Origin of the sequence: Acinetobacter sp. 5862 (assembly GCF_024494585.1) — a bacterium.
In the GTDB taxonomy this organism is placed as follows: Bacteria; Pseudomonadota; Gammaproteobacteria; order Pseudomonadales; family Moraxellaceae; genus Acinetobacter.
Genome location: NZ_JANHGP010000031.1, coordinates 1 through 22326, shown reverse-complemented (window position 1 = coordinate 22326; position 22326 = coordinate 1). Strand labels below are relative to the sequence as shown.

26 protein-coding genes and 1 tRNA gene are annotated in these 22326 nt (G+C 38.4%); 16 read left to right on the top strand and 11 right to left on the bottom strand.

The annotated features are described in order from the left end of the window. The first annotated feature begins 203 nt into the window (after window positions 1–203). Together NO346_RS05305 and NO346_RS05300 are read left to right on the top strand one after the other, a co-directional pair. Complete coding sequence (locus NO346_RS05305; protein WP_256414501.1) at window positions 204–737, top strand: DUF962 domain-containing protein; 534 nt, start codon at window positions 204–206, stop codon at window positions 735–737. A gap of 134 nt (window positions 738–871) precedes the next feature. Beyond that, entirely contained in the window at window positions 872–1282 is a 411-nt protein-coding gene (locus NO346_RS05300) for a helix-turn-helix domain-containing protein (protein WP_256414500.1), read from the top strand. Here the strand turns inward: NO346_RS05300 and NO346_RS05295 are convergent. The 8 genes from NO346_RS05295 to NO346_RS05260 form a co-directional block, all read right to left on the bottom strand. Next, window positions 1275–2120 (bottom strand): GGDEF domain-containing protein, encoded by an 846-nt coding sequence (locus NO346_RS05295; RefSeq protein WP_256414499.1) that lies wholly within the window; start codon window positions 2118–2120, stop codon window positions 1275–1277. The two genes, NO346_RS05300 and NO346_RS05295, sit on opposite strands and share 8 nt — an antisense overlap. Before the next feature lie 21 nt (window positions 2121–2141). After that, a complete protein-coding gene (gene ychF, locus NO346_RS05290; protein WP_004661588.1) occupies window positions 2142–3233 on the bottom strand; it encodes a redox-regulated ATPase YchF in 1092 nt (363 codons plus the stop codon). A gap of 99 nt (window positions 3234–3332) precedes the next feature. Next, the gene (locus tag NO346_RS05285; protein ID WP_256414498.1) at window positions 3333–3992 is read right to left on the bottom strand and encodes a methionine ABC transporter permease; all 660 of its coding nucleotides are present in this window, start codon (window positions 3990–3992) and stop codon (window positions 3333–3335) included. Next, window positions 3973–5043 (bottom strand): methionine ABC transporter ATP-binding protein, encoded by a 1071-nt coding sequence (locus tag NO346_RS05280; protein ID WP_256414497.1) that lies wholly within the window; start codon window positions 5041–5043, stop codon window positions 3973–3975. Before NO346_RS05280 ends, NO346_RS05285 begins: the two co-directional genes overlap by 20 nt. 11 nt (window positions 5044–5054) lie before the next feature. Continuing rightward, window positions 5055–5885 carry a MetQ/NlpA family ABC transporter substrate-binding protein gene (locus NO346_RS05275; RefSeq protein WP_256414496.1) on the bottom strand — a complete coding sequence of 277 codons (831 nt, stop codon included), beginning with the start codon at window positions 5883–5885 and terminating at the stop codon, window positions 5055–5057. A gap of 27 nt (window positions 5886–5912) precedes the next feature. Next, complete coding sequence (locus NO346_RS05270; RefSeq protein WP_256414495.1) at window positions 5913–7325, bottom strand: LLM class flavin-dependent oxidoreductase; 1413 nt, start codon at window positions 7323–7325, stop codon at window positions 5913–5915. After that, window positions 7325–8548 carry an SfnB family sulfur acquisition oxidoreductase gene (locus NO346_RS05265; RefSeq protein WP_256414494.1) on the bottom strand — a complete coding sequence of 408 codons (1224 nt, stop codon included), beginning with the start codon at window positions 8546–8548 and terminating at the stop codon, window positions 7325–7327. Before NO346_RS05265 ends, NO346_RS05270 begins: the two co-directional genes overlap by 1 nt. 13 nt (window positions 8549–8561) lie before the next feature. After that, window positions 8562–9773 (bottom strand): SfnB family sulfur acquisition oxidoreductase, encoded by a 1212-nt coding sequence (locus NO346_RS05260; RefSeq protein WP_256414493.1) that lies wholly within the window; start codon window positions 9771–9773, stop codon window positions 8562–8564. Window positions 9774–10130: 357 nt separating this feature from the next. Here NO346_RS05260 and NO346_RS05255 point away from each other — a divergent pair, with 357 nt between their 5' ends. Together NO346_RS05255 and NO346_RS05250 are read left to right on the top strand one after the other, a co-directional pair. Then, window positions 10131–10901, top strand: a complete 771-nt coding sequence (locus NO346_RS05255) for a glutathione S-transferase family protein (RefSeq protein WP_256414492.1) — start codon at window positions 10131–10133, stop codon at window positions 10899–10901. A 456-nt stretch (window positions 10902–11357) separates the two neighbouring features. Further along, a complete protein-coding gene (locus tag NO346_RS05250; RefSeq protein ID WP_004661600.1) occupies window positions 11358–11828 on the top strand; it encodes an Lrp/AsnC family transcriptional regulator in 471 nt (156 codons plus the stop codon). Between the two features lie 43 nt (window positions 11829–11871). Here the strand turns inward: NO346_RS05250 and NO346_RS05245 are convergent, their stop codons facing one another. After that, entirely contained in the window at window positions 11872–12621 is a 750-nt protein-coding gene (locus NO346_RS05245; protein WP_004954784.1) for a YebC/PmpR family DNA-binding transcriptional regulator, read from the bottom strand. 142 nt (window positions 12622–12763) lie between these two features. Next, window positions 12764–13309 (bottom strand): 1-acyl-sn-glycerol-3-phosphate acyltransferase, encoded by a 546-nt coding sequence (locus tag NO346_RS05240; RefSeq protein WP_371924512.1) that lies wholly within the window; start codon window positions 13307–13309, stop codon window positions 12764–12766. A 279-nt stretch (window positions 13310–13588) separates the two neighbouring features. Between NO346_RS05240 and NO346_RS05235 the strand changes: the two genes are divergently transcribed. Continuing rightward, window positions 13589–13665: transfer RNA gene (locus NO346_RS05235), tRNA-Ile, on the top strand. 391 nt (window positions 13666–14056) lie between these two features. On the opposite strand, the gene NO346_RS05230 is transcribed toward NO346_RS05235, so the two are convergent. Continuing rightward, the gene (locus NO346_RS05230; protein WP_256414489.1) at window positions 14057–14905 is read right to left on the bottom strand and encodes a YafY family protein; all 849 of its coding nucleotides are present in this window, start codon (window positions 14903–14905) and stop codon (window positions 14057–14059) included. Window positions 14906–15289: 384 nt separating this feature from the next. Here NO346_RS05230 and NO346_RS05225 point away from each other — a divergent pair, with 384 nt between their 5' ends. From NO346_RS05225 to NO346_RS05175, 11 genes are all read left to right on the top strand, one after another. Beyond that, a complete protein-coding gene (locus NO346_RS05225; protein ID WP_256414488.1) occupies window positions 15290–15496 on the top strand; it encodes a hypothetical protein in 207 nt (68 codons plus the stop codon). A gap of 55 nt (window positions 15497–15551) precedes the next feature. Continuing rightward, entirely contained in the window at window positions 15552–15833 is a 282-nt protein-coding gene (locus tag NO346_RS05220) for a glycine zipper domain-containing protein (protein ID WP_256414487.1), read from the top strand. A 322-nt stretch (window positions 15834–16155) separates the two neighbouring features. Next, on the top strand, window positions 16156–16302 hold the full coding sequence (locus NO346_RS05215; RefSeq protein WP_256414486.1) for a RodZ family helix-turn-helix domain-containing protein: 147 nt from the start codon (window positions 16156–16158) through the stop codon (window positions 16300–16302). 39 nt (window positions 16303–16341) lie between these two features. Next, window positions 16342–16794 carry a hypothetical protein gene (locus NO346_RS05210; protein WP_256414485.1) on the top strand — a complete coding sequence of 151 codons (453 nt, stop codon included), beginning with the start codon at window positions 16342–16344 and terminating at the stop codon, window positions 16792–16794. 31 nt (window positions 16795–16825) lie between these two features. Further along, entirely contained in the window at window positions 16826–17131 is a 306-nt protein-coding gene (locus NO346_RS05205) for a hypothetical protein (protein ID WP_256414484.1), read from the top strand. A gap of 85 nt (window positions 17132–17216) precedes the next feature. Continuing rightward, a complete protein-coding gene (locus tag NO346_RS05200) occupies window positions 17217–17384 on the top strand; it encodes a hypothetical protein (RefSeq protein ID WP_256414483.1) in 168 nt (55 codons plus the stop codon). A gap of 70 nt (window positions 17385–17454) precedes the next feature. Continuing rightward, window positions 17455–17955 carry a hypothetical protein gene (locus NO346_RS05195; protein ID WP_256414481.1) on the top strand — a complete coding sequence of 167 codons (501 nt, stop codon included), beginning with the start codon at window positions 17455–17457 and terminating at the stop codon, window positions 17953–17955. Continuing rightward, window positions 17936–18277 carry a hypothetical protein gene (locus NO346_RS05190; RefSeq protein WP_256414480.1) on the top strand — a complete coding sequence of 114 codons (342 nt, stop codon included), beginning with the start codon at window positions 17936–17938 and terminating at the stop codon, window positions 18275–18277. Before NO346_RS05195 ends, NO346_RS05190 begins: the two co-directional genes overlap by 20 nt. Before the next feature lie 60 nt (window positions 18278–18337). Beyond that, complete coding sequence (locus tag NO346_RS05185) at window positions 18338–18616, top strand: hypothetical protein (RefSeq protein ID WP_256414478.1); 279 nt, start codon at window positions 18338–18340, stop codon at window positions 18614–18616. A gap of 616 nt (window positions 18617–19232) precedes the next feature. Then, window positions 19233–20432, top strand: coding sequence for a site-specific integrase (locus NO346_RS05180; protein WP_256414477.1), 1200 nt, complete (start codon window positions 19233–19235; stop codon window positions 20430–20432). A 60-nt stretch (window positions 20433–20492) separates the two neighbouring features. Next, on the top strand, window positions 20493–22326 hold a 1834-nt coding region (locus tag NO346_RS05175; protein WP_256414476.1), incomplete at its 3' end, for a DEAD/DEAH box helicase.

Below are 22326 nucleotides of genomic sequence, written 5' to 3'. Positions count from 1 at the left end.
TCTGTTGCTTTAGCCTGTATATTTTTATGGCTACCTTTATAGGGTTAATTATGAACAGTAAATGTCAACAGACCCTAATATAAATTGCATCTAGCACAACATTTCCTTTGTTAAAAATAAATCCATTTGTCAGCTATATGACAATTTCACATACTCATTTCTTATAGATTAACAGCATAAACTAAATATATGAGGAATGAGCAATGACAAATTTGGAACGACAACTCAGTCAGTATGCTGTTTACCATTTAGATCGAAATAATATTATGACTCATTTTGTAGGCATTCCTTTAATCGTTTTCTCTATCTTATGCTTAACTGCACGAGCTGGTATTGAAATCTCTGGTTTCTCTATAACCTTAGCTATGATACTGATTGCTTTAAGTAGTATTTATTATCTTACACTTGATAAGTTGTTTGGTGCATTGATGCTGATTTTATTGGTGTTGGCTTACCCTCTAACTTTAAAAGTTGCGGCTTTATCCATGTGGAGTTGGTTAGGTGCAAGTGTTGGTATTTTTGTTGTAGGCTGGGTTTTTCAGTTTGTAGGACATTATTTTGAAAAGAAAAAACCAGCGTTTGTTGATGATCTGATTGGTTTGGCAATTGGCCCATTGTTCGTTTTAGCTGAGTTTGTATTCTTACTAGGTTTCCGTAAACCATTACATCAACGTATTTTGAAAGAAGCTGAAAGCAAACGTGCCGCTATGGATATGAAAGTCCAAACAGCATCTTAAGCCCAGATAATTTTAAAAGAGCCGAGATCATTTAGATTTCGGTTTATTTATTGCAATAAATAGATCATTTAAAAATGTGCCATCTGCTTGTTATGCTGATTGGTCTTTAACTCAAGATCTATATTTAAAAGCAAATGACAGGACTTTACGAATATTGGTCATTACCACACAAGTTAAGTATTAAATGCCCATCATGTCAGCACAAAGCGAATTTTGAATTTGCTCGATTTGCCAAGATTCAACTCAAAAAAGACATCGATTATTTTCAGCAGCATCCAGATTTTGAATATCAGCGTTTTGCCGATCTGGCCCAGCAATTTAATTTTAGTGAGCGGAATTTGAAACGGCGTTTTCAATTGGCGACGCAGATTTCTCCCAATCAATATTTGCAACAGGTGAGAGTTGATAAAGCCAAGAAGTTATTATTAACCACAGATATGAAGATTCAGCAAATTGCTTATGAAGTGGGCTATGAAAATGTAAGTTTTTTTATTCGAATATTTAAAAAGGTCACAGCTTGTACACCAACGCAATGGGTCAAATAAATGATTGAATCGTGGTTTGTGATTTACCTAAAGATTTTGATTGATACATGAGCTGATCTGCCGTCTTGGTTGCATCTTCAAGGTTTTCTGGTAATTCGGATAAAATGGCTAAACCCATACTAAAATCGACGCCATATTTTTGATTTAAGCCACTTTCTGCAAATAATGTTCGCAAGTGATGATCACAAAGATAGGCTTGGGTTTCATCAATATCTAATAAAATAATTGCGAATTCATCACCGCCTAAACGGGCAACAATGTCTGAAGAACGACATGATTTTTTTAGAATTTGTGAAAATTGTAATAAAACTTCGTCACCACGATGATGCCCATGAGTATCATTCACTGCTTTAAAACCATCGAGATCAATAATTCCAACAGCGAACAGCGACTGTTTACGAAAATTTAATTTACGCAAAATACGATATTCAATATCGAGAGCACGGCTATTATCGAGAGAGGTGAGCTGATCTTTCATTGCTAAATTTTTCATTTCTTGCCAGTTTTTTCGAACATGGATCAGCAAAAATGCAACAATTGAAAAGAAGCCTAAACGAACGAAAGCATTCCAAAAAGGGATAAATGTATTGGAATAAGGATGACCAGCATGAATGTCTGCAATCAACCAAGTCATGCCTGACAGCATAATGGTCAGCACAGTGATCTTATATTGGTCGTACCATGCTGCAATTGAAACAGGCAGTAGATAGAACACCGAGAACGAATACTCATAACCTGTTGCCAAGTCAATCATACCAAGCACAGCAGTGATGAGCAGAATCAACAACCGCCGTATCATTGGATTATGTGCGAATAATCGTTCTAATGTTCTTTCCATAGTGTCTTTATGTTGAAATAATTACACGTTAAAACGGAAGTGTAATACATCGCCGTCTTGTACGACATAAGTTTTACCTTCTAAACGCCATTTACCTGCTTCTTTGGCACCGCTTTCACCGTTGTATTGAATGAAGTCATCATAAGCAACACATTCAGCACGGATAAAGCCTTTTTCGAAGTCGGTATGAATCACACCCGCTGCTTGTGGCGCAGTCGCACCGACTTTAACCGTCCACGCGCGAACTTCTTGTACGCCCGCAGTGAAGTAAGTCTGTAAGCCAAGTAAGCTATAACCTGCACGAATCACCACGTTTAAGCCTGGTTCTTCCATACCCATCGCTTCCAAGAATTCAGCGCGATCTTCATCTTCTAATAATGAAATTTCAGCTTCGATTTGGTTGCAAAGGGGAACAACAATCGCATTTTCTTCAGCAGCCAGTTTTTTTACTGCATCAAGATGTGGGTTATTTTCAAAACCGTCTTCTGCCACGTTGGCAATGTACATAGTTGGTTTAAGCGTCATTAAACCGAAACCGCGTACCGCTTTACGTTCATCATCCGAAAGGTCAGCCGCACGTGCTGGTTTGCCTTCATCGAGTAAAGGTTGAATTTTTTCTAATGCTGCTTTAGTGGCAATCGCATCTTTATCGCCACCTTTTGCCGCTTTAGTTAAACGTAACAAAGCTTTTGCAACAGTATCAAGGTCAGCAAGCGCAAGCTCAGTATTTATGGTTGCGATGTCATCTAATGGGTCAATTTTACCATTTACGTGAATCACGTTTTCATCTTCAAAACAACGAACTACATGAGCAATGGCATCTGTTTCACGGATATTGGCAAGGAATTGGTTACCCAAGCCTTCACCTTTAGATGCACCAGCAACTAAACCTGCGATATCAACAAATTCCATCGTAGTTGGAATAACGCGCTGAGGTTTAACAATCGCTGTAAGTTTATCTAGGCGTGGATCTGGAACAGGGACAATGCCTGTATTCGGTTCAATGGTACAAAACGGAAAGTTTTCAGCTGCAATCGCTGCCTTTGTTAATGCATTGAACAATGTAGATTTACCTACGTTTGGCAGACCAACAATACCGCAATTAAAACCCATGAAACCACTCACAAATGTGTTATTTAAAAATTGCTGATGATTTTACATGAAAGCCATGACAAAGTCAGGTCATGGCTCGTAAGGATTCATAATTCAGCATCAAACTTTGCGTTTATTGAGTTGTTTGGCAATATTATCGCCTGTGACTTGTACCAACATGACCAAAACAATCAGAACCAAAATCACGGATAACATGACTTGCATATCAAAGCGTTGATAGCCATAACGATAGGCGATGTCACCTAAACCGCCTGCACCAATTGCACCTGCAATCGCCGAAGAACTGATCATGGTCACAATAGTCACGGTAAAGCCTGCAACAATTCCTGACAAAGCTTCAGGAAGTAATACATGCCAAAGAATCTGCTTACGGTTACAGCCCATCGCTTGTGCTGCTTCAATTAACCCTTGATCGACTTCACGTAGACTGACCTCTGCAATACGGGCAAAGAACGGAATAGCCGCAATGGTTAAGGGCACAATCGCAGCCAAGACGCCGTAACTGGTGCCGACGATCCAACGGGTAAATGGAATCAAAGCCACCATCAAAATCAGGAAGGGGACTGATCGAGTGATGTTAATGATCCAGCCTAAGGACTGATTGATTTTCTTGGAAGGATAAATGCCAAAATCAGCAGTACTCACCAAAATTAAGGCAATGGGCAGACCAATCAAAAAGGCGAGAATTGCAGAAACACCGACCATGATTAAAGTATCGGTGGTTCCTGTCAGTAATAGATCAATGAGTTGATTGTACATAACCGATCACCTCAAGTTGTGTTATTGCTGGATGTTTTTTAGATTGTGGGTGGTTTAGATCAAATTCGAGATTGCGAATCCCGATGATCAATGAGCCGATGGTACGCTGCTGAATGCTATCAATTTGACTGTAATACACCTGAACTGGGCTATTAAAACCATCCAATAGTTCATATAAATCAGGCACCGATTTCGATTCACAGGCATATTTTAATTTTAAGATCTGATGGGTGCTCTGAGGCAGAATGGTTTGGCTCAACTCAAAGGGTAAATTCACCTGTTCAAAATTGAGTAATTCCTGTGTGATCTGTTGTTGTGGATTGGAAAATATCGACCAGACTTGTCCAGACTCAACGATTTCACCTTGATCAATTACGATCACTTGATCGCAAATTTCTTGGATGACCTGCATTTCATGGGTGATCAAGACGATGGTTAAACCGAGGTCCTGATTGATCTGTTTTAATAAGGACAGAATATTGGCGGTACTTTCAGGGTCCAGTGCTGAGGTGGCTTCATCACAAAGCAGGATCTCAGGCTGCGACACCAAAGCTCGGGCAATACCGACACGTTGTTTCTGTCCACCAGACAGTTGAGCAGGGTAATCATGTCGCTTTGCTTCTAATCCCACCAGCGTCAGTACATCGCTGACCCGTTGTTCAATCTCAGCCTTATCATAACCTGCAATACGTAGCGGTAAAGCTACGTTTTCCCACACCGTTTTGGCAGACATCAAATTAAAATGCTGAAAAATCATGCCGATTTTTTGCCGAGTTTTGATCAACTCGGCATGGCTGAGTTCAGCAATATTTTGTTGGTGAATCAAAATACTGCCTGTATCAATCAACTCTAAGCCGTTTAAGGTACGGAGTAGGGATGATTTACCAGCGCCACTTTTCCCGATAATCCCAACAATCTGTGCTTTGGGAATATCGATATTAATCTCTTTTAAGGCATGTAAGCGTTTGCCCTGTACATCATAAAACTTATTTAAACCGCGTATTTTCAGATGCGGGACTGAAAAATCGACCTGTGAACCAAAACTCACCATGATTGTTCTCCTTATTTCCAACCTGGGAACCACAACGTTGGACCGAAATCGCTATCCAAGGCTGCTTTAACTTTGGGTGAGTTTTGATAAATCTCGACAAATTTCTGTAGTTTGTTGTCCTTGTCCTGATAATCATCACGCACCACAAATAAAATCGCATAACGTTTATTGGTATTGTCATCAAACAATAAGGCACTTTCAGGATCAGCCGTTTTGGCTAAACGTAAGTAATGGGGGTAGCCAAAAGCGAGATCAACATCATCAATCGCACGTGCAGTTTGCGGGCCTTCAACTTCAGTAAATTTCAGATTCTTCGGATTCGCGCTAATGTCTTTCAAGGCAGAAAGGTGATTGTTACTGTCTTTCAGTTCAATCAACTTGGCTTGTTGCAATAGCAATAAAGCACGCCCTTGATTGACAGGATCATTCGGAATCGCAACAGTTGCACCATTCGGGAGTTCATCAAAACTTTTATATTTTTTTGAGTACAGTCCCACATGCGAAGCTGCACCTGCAGCAAAGGGTTTTAATTTAAAGCCAGTTTCTTTGATGGCATTATCCAAAAAGGGCTGATGCTGGAAAAAGTTCGCATCAATATCAGCATGATTCAAAGTGATGTTAGGGGTATTCCAATCGGAAAACTCGACCAATTTGACATTCAAACCTTGCTGTTTGGCTTCATCCGCTGCAACTTGTAATGGATGGGCAAAAGAAGGACTAATCCCAATCACTAGCTCACTGCTATGGTTCTGTCTTTGTTTATTCCAAATCAATAAAGCAATAATTGCGACAACGACGACAAGGCCAATACCCAACCATTTTTTAGAGGCTGTTTGAGCCATATATTTCTCCAATTCTTTTCTTAAATGTTAAGCACTAATTTCTTCAATTATTTTTAGGTCATCTGCGTTGTTATGCGGTCTACATCGGAACTGATCAGCAGGATGGCTTGCAGCTAAATGATCGCCTTGGGCAAACAGTTTGTTCCGCAGTGAACCTGTGGCATATTCAGTTTTATAGCGTCCACGTTGCTGTAACTCAGGGATCACCAGTCGAATAAAATCATGGTGTGATTCAGGTGCAACCGTACGGGTTAGATTAAAACCATCAATGCCAGTTTGATCGAGTAGTTCAATGAGATATTCAGCAACTTCAGCACCACTGCCAACAATGAGCGGATAACGTCCACCCAAAACATGCTGTGCTTTCAGATCATTTTTGCTGATGCGCTGTTCTTTAAACTTCTCATTGACGGAAGCAATGCTATTGCTCTTTTGATAAGGAATCGCTTCATCATCTGCAAACTTGGCAAGATCAATTCCGACTGAACTGGCATAATGTGCTAAACCTGCTTCAGGGCTGGCATATTTACGGTATTCAGCCAGTTTTTGCTGGGCGAGTTCATGTGTTTCCGCGACTACGACGGTAATACCGACAAAGATTTTAATCGCATCTTCATCACGACCTTGTTGCTGTGCTTGTAGTCGTATTTTATTGACTTGCTGACGAATCTTTTCAGGTTGATCGCCGCCAATAAAAATACATTCGGCATGACGCGTGGCAAACTGTAGTCCTTTCGGTGAAGCACCTGCTTGGAAGAGTGTTGGCGTACGTTGAACCGACGGCGCCACCTGAAACACACCTTGGCTTTGGTAATATTGCCCTTGATGATTGATCGAGTGGACCTTGTTCGGATCAGTAAAAACGCGTTCTTGTTTATCTTTTTTTAAGGCATCATTTTCCCAAGAACCTTCCCAATATTTATAGCAAAGCTGTAAAAATTCCTCAGCCTGATCATAACGCGCATCATGATCTTTTAAACCTTTTTGCCCCATAAGCCGTTCGGCACTATCCAAATAGCCTGTGACAATATTCCAGCCCAAACGACCTTGGGTTAAATGATCAAGACTGGCAAATCGCCGTGCAAATTGATAAGGCTGTTCATAGCTGAGATTGACCGTGACACCAAAACCCAAATTCTGCGTGACCAAAGCCATTGCTGAAATCAGGGTGGAAGGGTCATGACTAGGTAACTGAATCGATTCTTTCAGAGTGAGATTGATGCCATTCTGATAGACATCATAAACACCTGTAATATCAGCAAGGAATAAACCATCAAACAAACCTTGTTCTAAAGTTTGTGCCAATTCAGTCCAATAACTCAGTTCATTAAAGCGATGTGATTGATCACGCGGATGCGTCCATAAGCCATGATTGATATGACCGACACAGTTCATATCAAAGGCATTTAACAAGATTTTTTTAGCAGTCGTTTGGCTCATTACAAAGTCCCCCGACGTGGAGGCAGAATGCCATTCAACACATAATTACCGATAAAGTAATATTTCCAGCGTGCAGCATCATGCAAGGTGTGTACACGTGCATTACGCCAATGACGATCAAGACCATCAGTACGTTGACTGCCACGACTACCTGCTAATTCAATCAGTTTCGATGATGCCTTTAATGCAGTTTCAGTACTATGCGCACGTACTTTTGCCACATCAATTGAGGCTTTGGCTAAGGTCTCCGCATTCAAATCTTGTTGGGCAATATCTACAGAGCGAGCTGCTTGTTTTAGTAAAAGTTCGCTGGCTTTGACATCGGTTGCCACACGACCCAGCTCAGATAAGGTTAGGGGGTCTTGAGTGGCGGAATCAATATTGGCATCAATCCAAGGGCGGGCAACACGTACACGTTCTAGGGTTTCTTCAAAAGCAGCACGAGCAATCCCGACTTCAATCGCGGCATGCATGATTTGAGCAAATGGTCCTACCAAAGATAGCTGCTTAAAGGCAGTATCAAAAGGAATCACATCTTCTTTGGCAACGAAGACCTGATTAAATTTGACTGTACCGCTGCCCGTGGTGCGTTGCCCAAAGCCAGACCAGTCATCAATCAGTTCTAATCCTTGGCTGTCTCTTTGTACAAAGGCTAAAAACTCATTGCCTGTTTCATCCACCACTAGGGTTGGAATACGATGTGCAAACAGGCTACCCGTGCAATAGAACTTTTCCCCCTGAATCAGATAGCCTTTCTCATTTGGAATCAATGTTGTTTGTTTATGTGCTGAGGTACGGGTTTTAAACTCAGCCAGCGCATTACCACAACGCGCACCTTGTAACACTTCTTGATAGAGGCGTTTCTTTTGCGCTTCCGTACCCGTATTGCGTAATACTTCCAATGCATAAAAATGGTTTTGTGGAATCTGACCGATTGAACCATCCGCACCACTAAATAGAGCAATCACTTTAGCAACGGTGAGGCTGGAAACTTCTGCACCACCATACTGCTTAGGTACAGTAATCGCCCATAAACCTGACTGGCTATAGGCTTCAATTTCTCTAAATGGCAAGTTTCGATTGGCATCACGCTCAACTGCTGTTTGTTTAAACTGTTGACTGAGTAGAGCTGCAATTTCTAGGGCTTCTGCATCACTTTGGATAATATGTGCTGCTTTAAAATTGGTTTTGGCAAAACCTTGTAATTCTTGATAAGAGGTCATGATGATTTGCTCCTTAAATCCAGGCATGGCGGGCAGGATGGGCACCATTCAGGTAATAGTCACCAATGGCATGGAATTTCCAACGCACAGGATCGTGTAAGGTATGCACACGGGCATTGCGCCAGTGTTGATCAAGATTATGCTGGCTCAGACTGGCACGGCTGCCGCCAAGTTCCAGTAATTTTTCTGAGATATGTAGGGCTGCATCATTGGCATAAATTTTTGCTTCAGCCACCAGAATCGAGGCATGTGCAGCTTGCTCAGCAGAAATTGCAGCAATTTGATCAAGTTCATCTAGATATTCGGCAGCATCGTCCAGTAGTAAAATGGCAGCATCAAGCAGGATATTGAGCTTGCCAACTTCTTGTAAGGTGTAATGCTCTTCACTGGCTTTTTCTACGCCTGCATCAATAATGGGACGTGCTTTACGAATGCTGGATAAGGTGTCATCAAAAGCTGCTTCGGCAATGCCAACATCAATCGCAACCTGCAAAAGTTGAGAATACGCACCGCGAACATTTGGGGTGTCGGCAATAATGCGTTCATCAAAAAATAGCGCAGAATCAACAACGACGTTGTGTAGTTTTACCGTTCCACTGGCTGTAGTGCGTTGACCAAAGCCATTCCAGTCATTAATCACTTCAACACCAACAGCATGTCGATCAACGATCGCCAATACGGTATAACCATCTGGGTGTAAGGCACGAATCGCTACCCAGTCTGCAAAGCTGGTTCCAGTCGAGTAAAACTTTTCTCCATTTAAAAAGTATTGCCCATTTTCCAACGTTAACGTGGTTTGAATGGCTTTGGTATCTTTGGAATTTTTTTCAGGTCCACCATTTGCAATGCGTTTACCTGCAAGAATTTCAGTGTAGATAAACTGTTTTTGTGCATCTGAACCCGTGATATTAATAAAATTTAAAAGACCGAATTGGTTTTGTGGAATTTGCCCAACATTGGCATCGGCTTTACTCAAAATACGAAACGCATGGGCCAAAGTTTTATTGGAGACAAAAGCACCGCCATATTGTTTTGGAATACGGATACCGCCTAAACCCTTTTGACTAAATTGATTGATTTGTTCCGTTGGCAAAATACGATTTTGGTCTCGTTTATTTCGTTCTTCTAATGCAAAGTCAGCAACTTGATAGGCAGCATTAATGGCCTGCCGATCATTTAAAATCAGTTGTACTGGAGCTTGGATCACTGATTGATTACTGGACATGTAGACACCTCTAATAGATAAGAGGAACTTTACAAAAGTTTTACTTTTCCACTAAACCATCAGTTTTGTCTTGTATATCACAATAATTGTTAAGCATTTTTTATGAGAAAAATGAAATAAAAAGTGATATTTAAATTTTAGTGAAAACAATTGTTTATCACTTTTGATGTAAACCTAAAGCTACAAAAACAGTTTTTTTATGACTAAATAGAATAACTTCATCTAAAAAATGTATAGCAAGCTTTAGCCAAAATTAAAAAAGATAGAGCAAAAACGACATTGTAATCATTCACTTTTACTTCTAAAGTAGGGAAAACTTTATGTTTGATCGAATAGAAAAATAAATTTGGAGTGTCTATGCGGGTTTTATACCAATTTCCTTTGTCTCATTATTGTGAAAAAGCTCGCTGGTTGTTAGATCATAAGGAATTGGACTATGTGGCACATAATTTAATTCCTGGTTTTCACCGAGCATTTACCTATCTTAAATCTGGGCAATATCTATTGCCGATGTTGAAAGATGATAAACGCTGGGTTGCTGATTCAACACAAATCGCTTTATATCTTGATAGTACTTATCCTGAACATGCATTATTGAGACGTGATGAACAGTTACGTGAGCAAGCTTTAGAAATTGATAAATTATCGGGTGAGCTGGGTGTGCATGTCCGACGTTGGTCATTGGCGCAAGCGTTATCTGTTGGCGATCATCCACTCGAAATTATGATGGGTGAGCAAGGCTATTTACGCCAGTTTGAAAAAATTTCTAAACCAATTTTAAAGAGTTTAGTTTCTTCAAACTATAAGTTAAATCCTGAGAAAGTCGCAAAATCTAAATTGAGAATGACGGAGTTGATTACTGACCTCAATCAACGCTTGATTGATAATCAAGGGCGTTATTTGGTTGGCGATCGTCTAGGTTTAGCAGATATAGCAGTTTGTTCAATTCTTGCGCCTTTACTCGTGATTAAAGGTACGCCGTGGGAATTGGAAAATGATGATATTGAACAATTCACGGGTGAATTGAGGGAATATCATGACTATTTATTAGATTTACCGCTTGGACAATATGCACAGCGTATTTATGCGACTGAACGTAATGCACGGGTTGATTGGCGCGGTTTATAAGATTTGTTGGTGAATAAAGCCCTGATTGAAAATAATCGGGGCTTTTTTATGAGAAAGAAAAGAGCAAAATAGTCAATAAAGTAAAAAATTATCGGTGAATAAAATTAATTATTAAAAGAAAATTCGTTTTAAATAGAAAATATTAGAAATTATTGCCAAATTTACTTTAAAAAAACTGAAAAGAGGGAAATAATTATAAAAAGTCTTTGCTATCTTATGTTTCAGGGTGTGATGGGGATCGAAACGAGTTGTTCACTATTGGGAGATGAGTTGAACAGTTGCTCAAAAGGTCTTGTTTCGGCTTTGAGACAAAGATAAACCAAAAGTTTATCGGAATCATGTTTGCGTTATCCATGCAGCATCGTCAAAAGTTAAACGAATGTTTTCCCTTGACCCTTAAAAATTACTGAGTGAGCAGTTCCGATAGAAGCATAAATTCAGAGTGAGAACTGTAGAATGGAATTGGATCGTTTTGATAAACAAATTCTTGAAATTTTGACCCATGAAGATGTCAATCTAAATGAGCTTTCAGAGCGTATTAATCTCTCGGTGAGTTCGGTGCATCGACGCATTAAAAACCTGATTGAATCCCAAGTGATGGGACAGCTCAAACGAGAAATTAATTTTAATAAGCTCGGTTTTAGTTTACATATACTTTTACAGGTTTCTTTGAGCAAACATGACAGTGAAACCTTTGATAAATTTCTACAAGAAATTGAAGATATTCCTGAAGTCACCAATGCCTTTTTAGTGACAGGGCAGAGCGCCGATTTTATTTTGGAATTGGTGGCTCGTAATATGGATGACTATAGTGAAATTCTATTACGCCGTATTGGTAAAATTGACAGCGTCGTTGCGCTACATTCTAGTTTTGTGATCAAAGAATACAACGTATTTAACTGCTATAAACTGTTAAATAAGTTATAAAAAATGCATCTAAAAAGATGCATTTTTTACTGATCTGAATGAATTAAGCATCGAGTTGAGCTAAAACTTCTTCTGTAAATTCCACGTTTGTATAAACGTTTTGAACATCATCAAGATCTTCAAGCATATCAATCATTTTCATGATCTGTTTAGCTTGATCAATATCGTTTATTTCAGCTTTAGTCGATGGGCTCATCACAACTTCGGCATTGTCAGATTTCAATCCTGCTGCTGTAAGCGCATCTTGAACATCACCAAAACTTTCGGGACTAGTGATAACTAAGATACTATCTTCATCGATCTCGATGTCATCAGCACCAGCTTCTAAAGCAACTTCCATCACTTTGTCTTCTAATGAAACATCATCAAAAGAAATTTCGCCACGCTTAGTGAATAGGTATGCTACTGAACCGTTGGTACCCAAGTTGCCATTGGTTTTACTAAAGCAATGACGAACATCTGGAACAGTACGGTTTAAGTTATCAGTCATGGTTTCAACGATAACTGCAACACCACCAACACCATAACCTTCATAGGTTACTTCTTTTAAATCATCATTATCTTCGCCACCAGCACCACGTTGGATTGCACGGTTGATGGTGTCACGTGTCATATTCACAGAAAGTGCTTTTTCAACAACAGCACGTAAACGAGGGTTACTCGCCGCATCTGGGCCGCCCAATCTAGAAGCAGTTACGATTTCACGGATATATTTGGTAAAAACTTTACCGCGACTTGCATCTTGTTTAGCTTTACGATGCTTAATATTGGCCCATTTAGAATGACCCGCCATGGAAGTAACTCCAAAAAATTAAAACTCAAAAAAGTGCGTGAATATTAGCATAGCGATAGTTTTCTTGAAAACTGCCATAGCTCATATTCAAAATTTAAAATTTTGATTAAACATCAAAAAATGATCAGATAGTTCAGACGATTTAGTTAATTTTTACATCAATATCATATTCGGCATATAGTGCTTTGATTTTTTCTAAATCTTGTTGCAGATCAGTAGGGTAAATTTTACCTAAAATGCCGCCTTGTTTAGTTCGAGCATTTGCATACATCAAGATGATGGGTACGTTGGCTGCTTTTGCAATATGCCAAAAACCAGTGCGAATTGGTTTTCGCGCTTCACCATGTTTTGCTCGTGTCGCTTCAGGGGCTATAACCAAATTAAAATTATCATTTTGATTAAATAGATCAACCATTTGAGTCACGATATCTTTGTTGGCTTTGCGATCAACAGGAATACCACCAAGTTTTTCTAAAATAGGCTTGAGAGGACCTTTGAATAGTTCTTTTTTTATCAGTGTATGTATTTTTAATTCTAAAATTTCAAATAAAGCCAGAGAAAGGATGGTATCTAGGTTTGATGTATGCTCGAATCCAATAATAACTTGTTTTTTTTCTAGAAGTTTTGGATCAACATTGTATTGCCAACCTGTTGCTTTAAAAATAGATTTTCCTAAAAATTTTTTCATGTTTATCATCATAGGCTTTGAGTCGCAGCAGTGTAATACGACTTTTTAGGAAAACATATATCCGACAAGACCATATCGAAATAAATTTAGATGTCTTATTAATGATCAAAATAGTGCAATATCATCTTTACTCAAGCTGTAAAGATCATATAGAATCAGCTCAGTTTATGATTTTTAACACTATTTTAGTAATTTGATAAAATCATCTGCTTGTAATTTAAGTTAAATTTAACTAAGATCAAGTCGCATTTTTCATATCAAATATATGATTAAAGTTTAGGGCCTATAGCTCAGTTGGTTAGAGCAGCGGACTCATAATCCGTTGGTCGACAGTTCAAGTCTGTCTGGGCCCACCATTTATCCAACCTCGTAACTATTTGAGTTATGAGGTTTTTTATTGCCTATTGATTGTGTTTTCAACTGCCTTTTATAGACCGTAATGTGGTCTATCGGTTCGATAATCCGATGGTCTATCTGTCTGATTGCCTACATATATTCTATGATTTACCCCTCTCAGATCGTTTTCCAAGCATTTTGTCTTGCCATGCGATTTAGGCATGTCGATGAGCCATGCTCTTAATGTCATCGCATCGTAAAACGCATGGGAAAACATGATGTGTATGGGGGAATTGTGAGATTGCTTAGATTCCTCGTTTCGGGCAGGAGTTCTAGGGGAAATTACTGAATGGCGTGGGGGAGTTTTGCTTGTAGAGAACATATCTGTCAGCTTTGCCATTCGGTCTTGTATTAGTTGATATATGCTTTTAGTCCATCCATCAATTCACTTTGCAAGCTATCAGGACTGACGACATGAATATGTGGCATCCAGTAACGAATCAGTGAAAGAAGCTGTAGTGAACTGACATACTGACTGCTGATGAGCAAAGCCCCATTATCCATTTCTTTGACAATTTGTTGGAGCGGTAACAGGTTTCGTTGTCTAAAATGATCTGCAACTTCGGCACTGATGGTTAGAATTGCTTCCTGTTTGTCCTGTCCAAACCAGATACTTTCTTCTGCTTCTAATTGAGTCAGTATTTCTTTGCTATGTTGGAAAATGGGTTGATCGCTGTGAACAATAACGTCTTTGACAAAGCTGAGACGATAGGCTTTCAACTTCTCATCCTTGACTGTTGCCAAATACCAACAGCTACGATGATTGATGAGCTTATAGGGTTCAAGTAGATGATAGCGACCCTTATAATACAGTGTGACTTTGTGTCGATTTAGAATTGCAGGTTCAAGTTGCTCAAATAGAGCTTTGAACTTTGTACCATCCTCATTGAATTGTCCCTTACTTTCATACACAGATTTCGCATTTTCATTCAATATTCTGCGTAAGAATTGTCTATCCATGTTGGGAAATAGGTCAGAAACACCCGAAAGCATTGAAAAATGACGAATATCATTATCATCCAACTGCCCGAAATAATCATCTGGGAGGGCATAAAGTCCTTGCTCATTCAGCCCAAGCATGGGCAATGCCACCATTAAACGCTCATTAATATCACGTTGGATGGTACGTTTACTCACGCCATATTGTTCTGCAAGCTGCCTGCTATCTAGTGTTTTACCTTCATTGAGCTGACACAGCATATCGGTGATCCGTTGTGCCAGTTTGACGTGTTCATTTTAGTTATCTGTCATTAGTTTTTCCATAAATCATGCTTTCTATATCTATAGTATCTGCATAGATAGACAGGTGATGTCGCTATCCATAAAAATCATGTTATATCCCAATGAAAGCGATTATTTGATTCTTTTTTCCATTGTTATATTTGCAACGACATCACCTGTCCACCCCTCCTGTTAATCTTTAAATATCAGTAACAAGATGACTTTATGAATGCCAAATTTCATTCATAAAGTAGAAAATAATTGTGCCTTTATTAGGTACAAATTGTTATGATTTTTATGACTAAAAATACAACTACCTAGTTTGGTTGGAGAGTCAATCCATCGTTATACAAGGAGAAAACAATGGCACATTATGAAAACCAATCTGACATGTTTATGAAAAGAGCTGAAAGCTGCAAAAAGAACGGAGATCGTTTTTATGCCCAAGCAAAGCAAACAAGTAATAAAGACCAATACAACCAGTTGATGGCTCAAGCTCAAGCCCATTATCAAAGTCAAAAAGAGAATGAAGCCAAAGCCAAACAACATGCAGGTAAAACTTGGAAATAATCCAAAAGTTTATAAGTAAATAAGTCAAACCATTATTTAGAAAAGGGGTAATTTTATGAGTAACTTGGAAAAAGTTATAAAAGCATCGACATCAGAATTAGTCACAAGAACGGAACGCAAGAATCCAGATGGAAGTACAACGACAACAACTGAAGTAGAACCAAGTAAAAATGGAGCTATTAAAGGTGCAATAGCAGGCATGGCTGTAGGTTCAATGATTCCTGTTGTTGGCACAGCAATAGGTGCAGTTGTTGGGGGAGCTGTTGGAGGATTGATTGGTGGTATTTTTGGACCATCAGATAAAAGTGATAAATCTCATCAGAATAATAATGAGTAATACTGCATCAGATAGTCAGAATGAGTCGAGATATGATTTCCGCTCATTCTCACAAATACTCATGTAATTGTGCTCATTCTGACAAATACTCATGTAATTAAGCAAGTTTTGCTCACATATTATTTTCATGGTCTATAACCAAAGGAGTGACCATGAAAAAATTCTGCTTAGTATTTAGTATTGTTTCGGGTTTTTCTAGGATGCAATTAAATCCATTCTATAAATCCAGTGCGAAGATCATTTATAAAATCGTAGATAGGTTTGTAGAAAAGATTCCATATTTTTCAAGCTCTTTAGTCATCAAGTAAGGAGCATTAAATATATGAAAGTTTTACAGCAATGGCTGATAGAGCAGCGTGAAAAAAGAAAATTAACGATTCAACAGCTCGCACAAAATCTGAATAAACCTGTTTCATATATACAAGACATTGAGCATTTGATGATTGTACCTATTAAAGGTAAAAAATAGTTAAGATTACTTGGTTTTTAAATTGTAAAAGGATGATATATGAAAAAATTTCTTTTAATTCCATTGCTATCAATATGTGCTACAGCAGTTCATGCAGTACCGAATGTATGGCAAATGGGATATGGACAAGGTCTCGCTGAATATTCAATTCAGGATGCCAAAGGGCAAACATTATGGGTCGTCTGTAATGAGGGGGCAGGAGATGAATATGATCATTCTGCACGGTTCGAGACAAAGAGCAAGAGTTATGAAAATACTGACTCTAAATATCCCCTCACTTTTCTATTAGATGGTAAAACTGAAGTTGCACCATCAGGAACGACCAATTGGCGCAATGGTGCAAATGCTTGGTATGAGTTTTCTCATGGTATTGCCAAAGCCAAGAAAATAGAGGTATTCGTCAATAATAAAAAGATGGCTACTTTTACTCCTGTTGCCAACAGCATCAAAAGTGTTGCGAAAAATATCTCATCTTGCACAGCAAAATGGTAAATTATTCCAATTAAAATCAAAGGATTCAATTATGAAGTTTCTAAATCTACTCGCTGTCATTTCTATACTCTCTATGTCTTCTACATACGCTGCAACATTAAATGTAAAAATGAAGAAAAATACTCAGTGGGGAGAAGAATCAGCTCAATTAGCAACTGATAAAGGACTCATTTCCATTTATGCTCTGGAGTTAACCAAGAAACAGGCAAATGATTTGAATACGCTGAAAAAAGGTAATTGTGTTCAAATCAAAGCCAAAGATCAGACTTTAGAAAAATCTGATGGTGTAATATCCGTTATGGAATTTGAATCTGTAAAAACAGTAAAGTGTAAATAAACCTACTGCTGCATACATGAATTGTAATCGCCCTCATTTGGCATAGATATTATTTTCATGGTGATTCAATCAAGGAGCAAACACCATGAAAAAGCATTATCCAGAGCTTGAGCAATTATGTGAGCTAATGGATCGTATTCCTCATCCCAAGTGTCAAAACTTGGCGAATAGTATCCGTACCTGTAATACCATCAATGCCAGCCATCAGGAAAAAGCTGCTGCTGTACTGATTGCAGCCTTACAATTTCTTTAAATCTTGATCTTATCAATAACCCCCAATGCAATAACTTGCATTGGGGTTTTTGTATTTATGGAGCATCATCATGCAACCACAACCTCGTATCCATGACAAAGTGGGTTATTGCCTTGTAGAGACTTTGATCTGTAATAAGCTTTCTGAACGTGCCGAAGGGAAACTGCATTATCAGATTTGGCAGCATCAAGATGATCAATCTTTTGGTATCTCGCTCTGCAAAAATGAATCTACAGGAGGCTTTAGTGCGGAACTTATTCAAGTTGCAGATATCTTACAGTGTTTGGCAAACCTTAAAGCAACTGAAAAGCCATTTCATGCAACAGCATTTAAGCCTTTATTTTCTGGGAAATCAGCGAATAATCATTGCTTCCTTGCTGCGGTATTTGTAGATCAGAAGCTCATTCATCCTCATGCCATGACTGAAAGATTATTGGAAGTCGATATAGATTTTGAATCGTGGATAACTCGCTTAGAAAGTCTTATTGCTACTGATAAAACCACCAATTCAACCAAGACTAGCAAGAAACGTCCTGAAAAGGAGATAGAGCATGAAGCACATCAAGCATAGAGATGACATCAAATATGTAATCAATCGTGAAATCGCTTTGGCAATATCCAATACGATATTACGACTTGAAGCCCAGTATGAGGAATCCTATCAAGCCACCCTATATGGGTGGTTTGTTGTCTGTGAGTATGAGCAGGACCTCACTGAACCATTTACCGATTTGACATTTAGCTTGGCAGAAAAGCTACATGCAGGAGAGGTCGAATTTGTGGAGAAGAAGCAGGATTGGTACGAGGCCTACATCATGCTCAACGACAATGAAGGCATCTTAGTCTATGTCCCGAATATGATTTTTGAGCAATATCAACTCAACGCGATCTGAGTCAGCTACGACAGACCTGTCCGCACTTTTTTCCTATTGATTCCAATGTGAGAACCTTTGATGACAAAGCATCCCTTATTCGCTTTGGGCCAAGTCGTGTCTACACGAAATGCCTTACAGTTTGCTGAAACAGAGAAGATAGACCTTGTTGCATTACTTGTACGTCATCATTGTGGTGATTGGGGTGATGTATGCGAGGAAGATCGAGAGTCCAATGAGGAAGCACTATTGCTACCACTACGCATCATGTCGAGTTACAGATTTTCCGAAGGGAGTATTTGGATCATTACTGAAGCAGATCGGTCGGTGACGACCATTTTGCTACCCAGTGATTACTGATTGACCGAGAAGAAGACCGTAGGGCAACATGCTTTACGGTTGATCTTTTTGTGAAGTCAAGGTTGGCAAGAGAAGATGCCTTTTGATGATGAACAGTGACACTGTCTAGTAGTCCGTTGGTAGAGACATTTGAGGGTACAATAAAAACTTGAAAATTGGTGAGACTTATAGATATTATTCTTGAATAGTTGATGATCAGTCACTATAGGCTTCTGTGCGTTGGAGGGATTGTCTAAGAGTCTATCGCATTGTGTTTAAAAATTCACAAGAGCCAAAGCCTCACTCTATGGAAACATACAGCTCTGCTTAAGCAGGCATATTTCTTTAATGAAATGTGAAAAGAGGAATGATAATCAATGTCCGAAATGATTCGGATTTTTGATTTATTTTCGGATGATTATCCTCCCAATTGGGGATAGGGATAGTCTGATGCTGAGTTTTTTCATAGGAGAGATGTTGTGTTCATTCTCAATAAGAGTTGCTTCTTTTTTTGCAATTCTTCTTTGCCTAATCAGAAATGCTCTAAACAGTCCATTTTACTTTGTAGTTTGGCGTGTTTGATCATTTTTTGCGGACATATTCTTTTTTTGATTATTCATCAAGAAGGGTAAAGAATATGACTATACTACCAACATCACTTAAAGAAACTGCTATAACACATTCGATTCGTAGTTTTGAATGTGGTAAAGAGTTCGACCTACGTAAATTGATACCTGATTGTCCTGTGTCGGGGATTCGCTTTGTACCGACAGAAGATAAGGTTCGTGCTTTAGCCCGATTAACTTTTGAAAGTAAGAAAATTTCTAAAAGCTTGGGAACATATTCCCATTTAGAATTTGATAGAGAAATTCCCAATCTTATTGAACGGGTACAACTTTATCAGCAAAGAATTGCAAAAGGAGAGCATCCTTTTGATGATCAAGAAACTCTATCTAAAGAAATAACCTTTGGTGATTTTGTCTTATCGACTTATTTACCAACGGCTAAGACTCGTAAAAAGTCTTATAAAGATGATGAATCAAGGTTGCGTAATTATTTAATGCCTGCATTGGCAAAACTCACATTTTCAGAGATAAATGCAGGGATATTAAATCAATTATTCACCGAAATCAGTCTGAAGAAACTAAGTCATGCGACACTCAATCGAATCCGTGCATTACTTTCAGCCGTTTATAAAATGGCAATTGATTATGAACTGATTGACACTAATCTTGTCAGTAGAGTCAAAAAGTATAAAGAAAATAATCAGAAAGAGCGTTATTTCAATGACGAAGAATTAAAAGCTTTGGTGACAGTGCTACATGCACCGCATCAATTTGGCATTGATAATTTGGTTATTGTGTCAATTGTCAGATTTCTACTGCTGACAGGCGTACGCAAACGTGAGGCTATGGATCTTCAATGGTCTCATATTGATCTTAATACTGGCGTATGGCTACTTGGTGAGAATAAATCAGGCAAAGCTCGTCGAATTAATTTGAATAATGATGCACTGATGATTATTCAGAAACTACCAAAGCAATTCGATTATATCTTTGCCAATCCTGAAACAGGGAAGCCGTATAACGATATACGAAAAACGTTCGAGAAGATTATGCGATCTGCCAACATTGGCAATGTGCGTATTCATGATTTACGCCACAACTTCGCAAGTTTGGCTGTCAACAGTGGTCAGAGCCTTTATGTTGTACAGCATCTATTAGGTCATGCTTCTCCGCAGACCACCCAACGTTATGCACATCTACAGGCCAGTACGCTGAAACAGGCTTCTGAAGATGTTGCTGCTGTGATTAGACATCATACTGACGCAGCTTAATACTTAAACATATTCACTTATTTTCTGGGTGTAATTAATAGTTACACCCAAGGAGATTTTATGTCCGAATTACACAAGATTACCCTAAAGCAAAATCAATATTTATCTGATGTATCTCTGCCGATTGAGAAAAATAAATACGCTCTCATTAAGGCAGGGACAGGAATTGGTAAGACTTCAATGGTAATGGAAAAATTATCAAAGAATTTTGACATTATTGTGATGATTATTCCTTCTGTATTAAAAGTGACAGAGCTAGAGCATACCTATGCAAACTCATACGGTAAAATTAACTATCATTTCTACTATGATAAAAATGTACCGACTGAAGTGGATTTTAAAGATAAAACCAAGAAAGTCGTGGTATGTACCTATGATAAGTTAGATGCAGTTGCTGATGTATTATCACACAAACAGTTGGATTCTACTGTATTGGTCGTTGATGAATGCCATAAACTATATTCATCAGGTGATTATCGTGATGAGGCAATCAATAAAGTTGTCTTGAATATCAAACAACGGAAATTCAAAACGGTGTTGTATTTAACCGCTACCTTTACATCGCATTGTTTTGATACTTTGGGACTGCCAGTACTAGATAAAATTTATCAGGTTGATTTGGAACAACTCTCTCTTGAACGTTCAATAGATATGATTTTGTTGCAAAAAGGAGATCAATACAGCTTTATATCATTAATACAGAATCGTCTAAATCTGATGAAAGAAAAAGGTGTTCGTAAGAAAATCATAGTACGCAATAATAATCGGGAAAAATGTGAACGTATTGCTGCTGTTACAGAAAAATATTTTGGTGTAAAAACATTGGTCATTCATAGTAAAAGTAAGAATGACCAAGATGTTAAAGAACTTTTTTCATCTCAATTAATTCCTGAAGACATTGATATTATATTCTCTACGTCCATTATGGATGAAGGAGTCAATATTAATAACCTCGATGGAGACATAGATTCTGTTTTCGTGATTGGAAAACAGGCTCATCCTGAAGAATTAGTCCAGTTTCTAGGTCGGTTGAGAAAAACGACTGTGCCATGTTTTATGGTGCTTCATACGAAAATAGATGAAAACCATCAAATTAATATAGACACGCTCAAGAAAATTTATTTGAACAAGAATAAAAAATATACTACTCGGATGAATAAAATTTCAGAATTATTGGCTGAAATTTTTGATGATTATACATTTGATATGTATGATGAAGAGCGGCAAATCACAAGCATCTATAAGCGTGTGAATTTACTCAATGAGACATTCAATGAATTTTCAGGTGCAAAGCTCTTTACAGTCCATAATGGCAAAGTTGAGCGTAATGCAGCAAGTATTGCTGCCAATTACTATCGTATGGATAAAGCAAATTGCTATACTAATTTTTATTATTTCAAACACCGTATTGAAGAGCTATTACCGAGTTGTAAAGTCAAATACCGTTTGGATTATTTAACACAAACGCCAAGTTACATCAAAGAATCTCTGAATGAAGAAAAGGAACTGAGTGAAAAAGCTGTCAAGGCAAGTATTCCTATTGCATTTGAGATTTTCTTATCCAAGATTGCTTCAGAACTTCAAGAAATATTGGATATTGAAGAGTCTGGCTTAGCAATTGAGGAGGACGATTTTTCTGATCAGCTAAATGAAGATATAGACGAACTTGTACTCAAAGATTTCGGCTTGGACATTCTCAAGCAACAGAAAAATGATGACCGTTTTATTGATAAAATGGTTGCAAAGTATGATGTTCCATATCATGCCGCAACTGTTGATATTGTAGGGAAAATTGCTGTTCTTTCAACCGTGATAGGTAATCTGAATGACATCTATCATATTATTGAAACTCGGCAATTTGATAAGGTAATGGTGGCATCCAAAGCCTATTCAT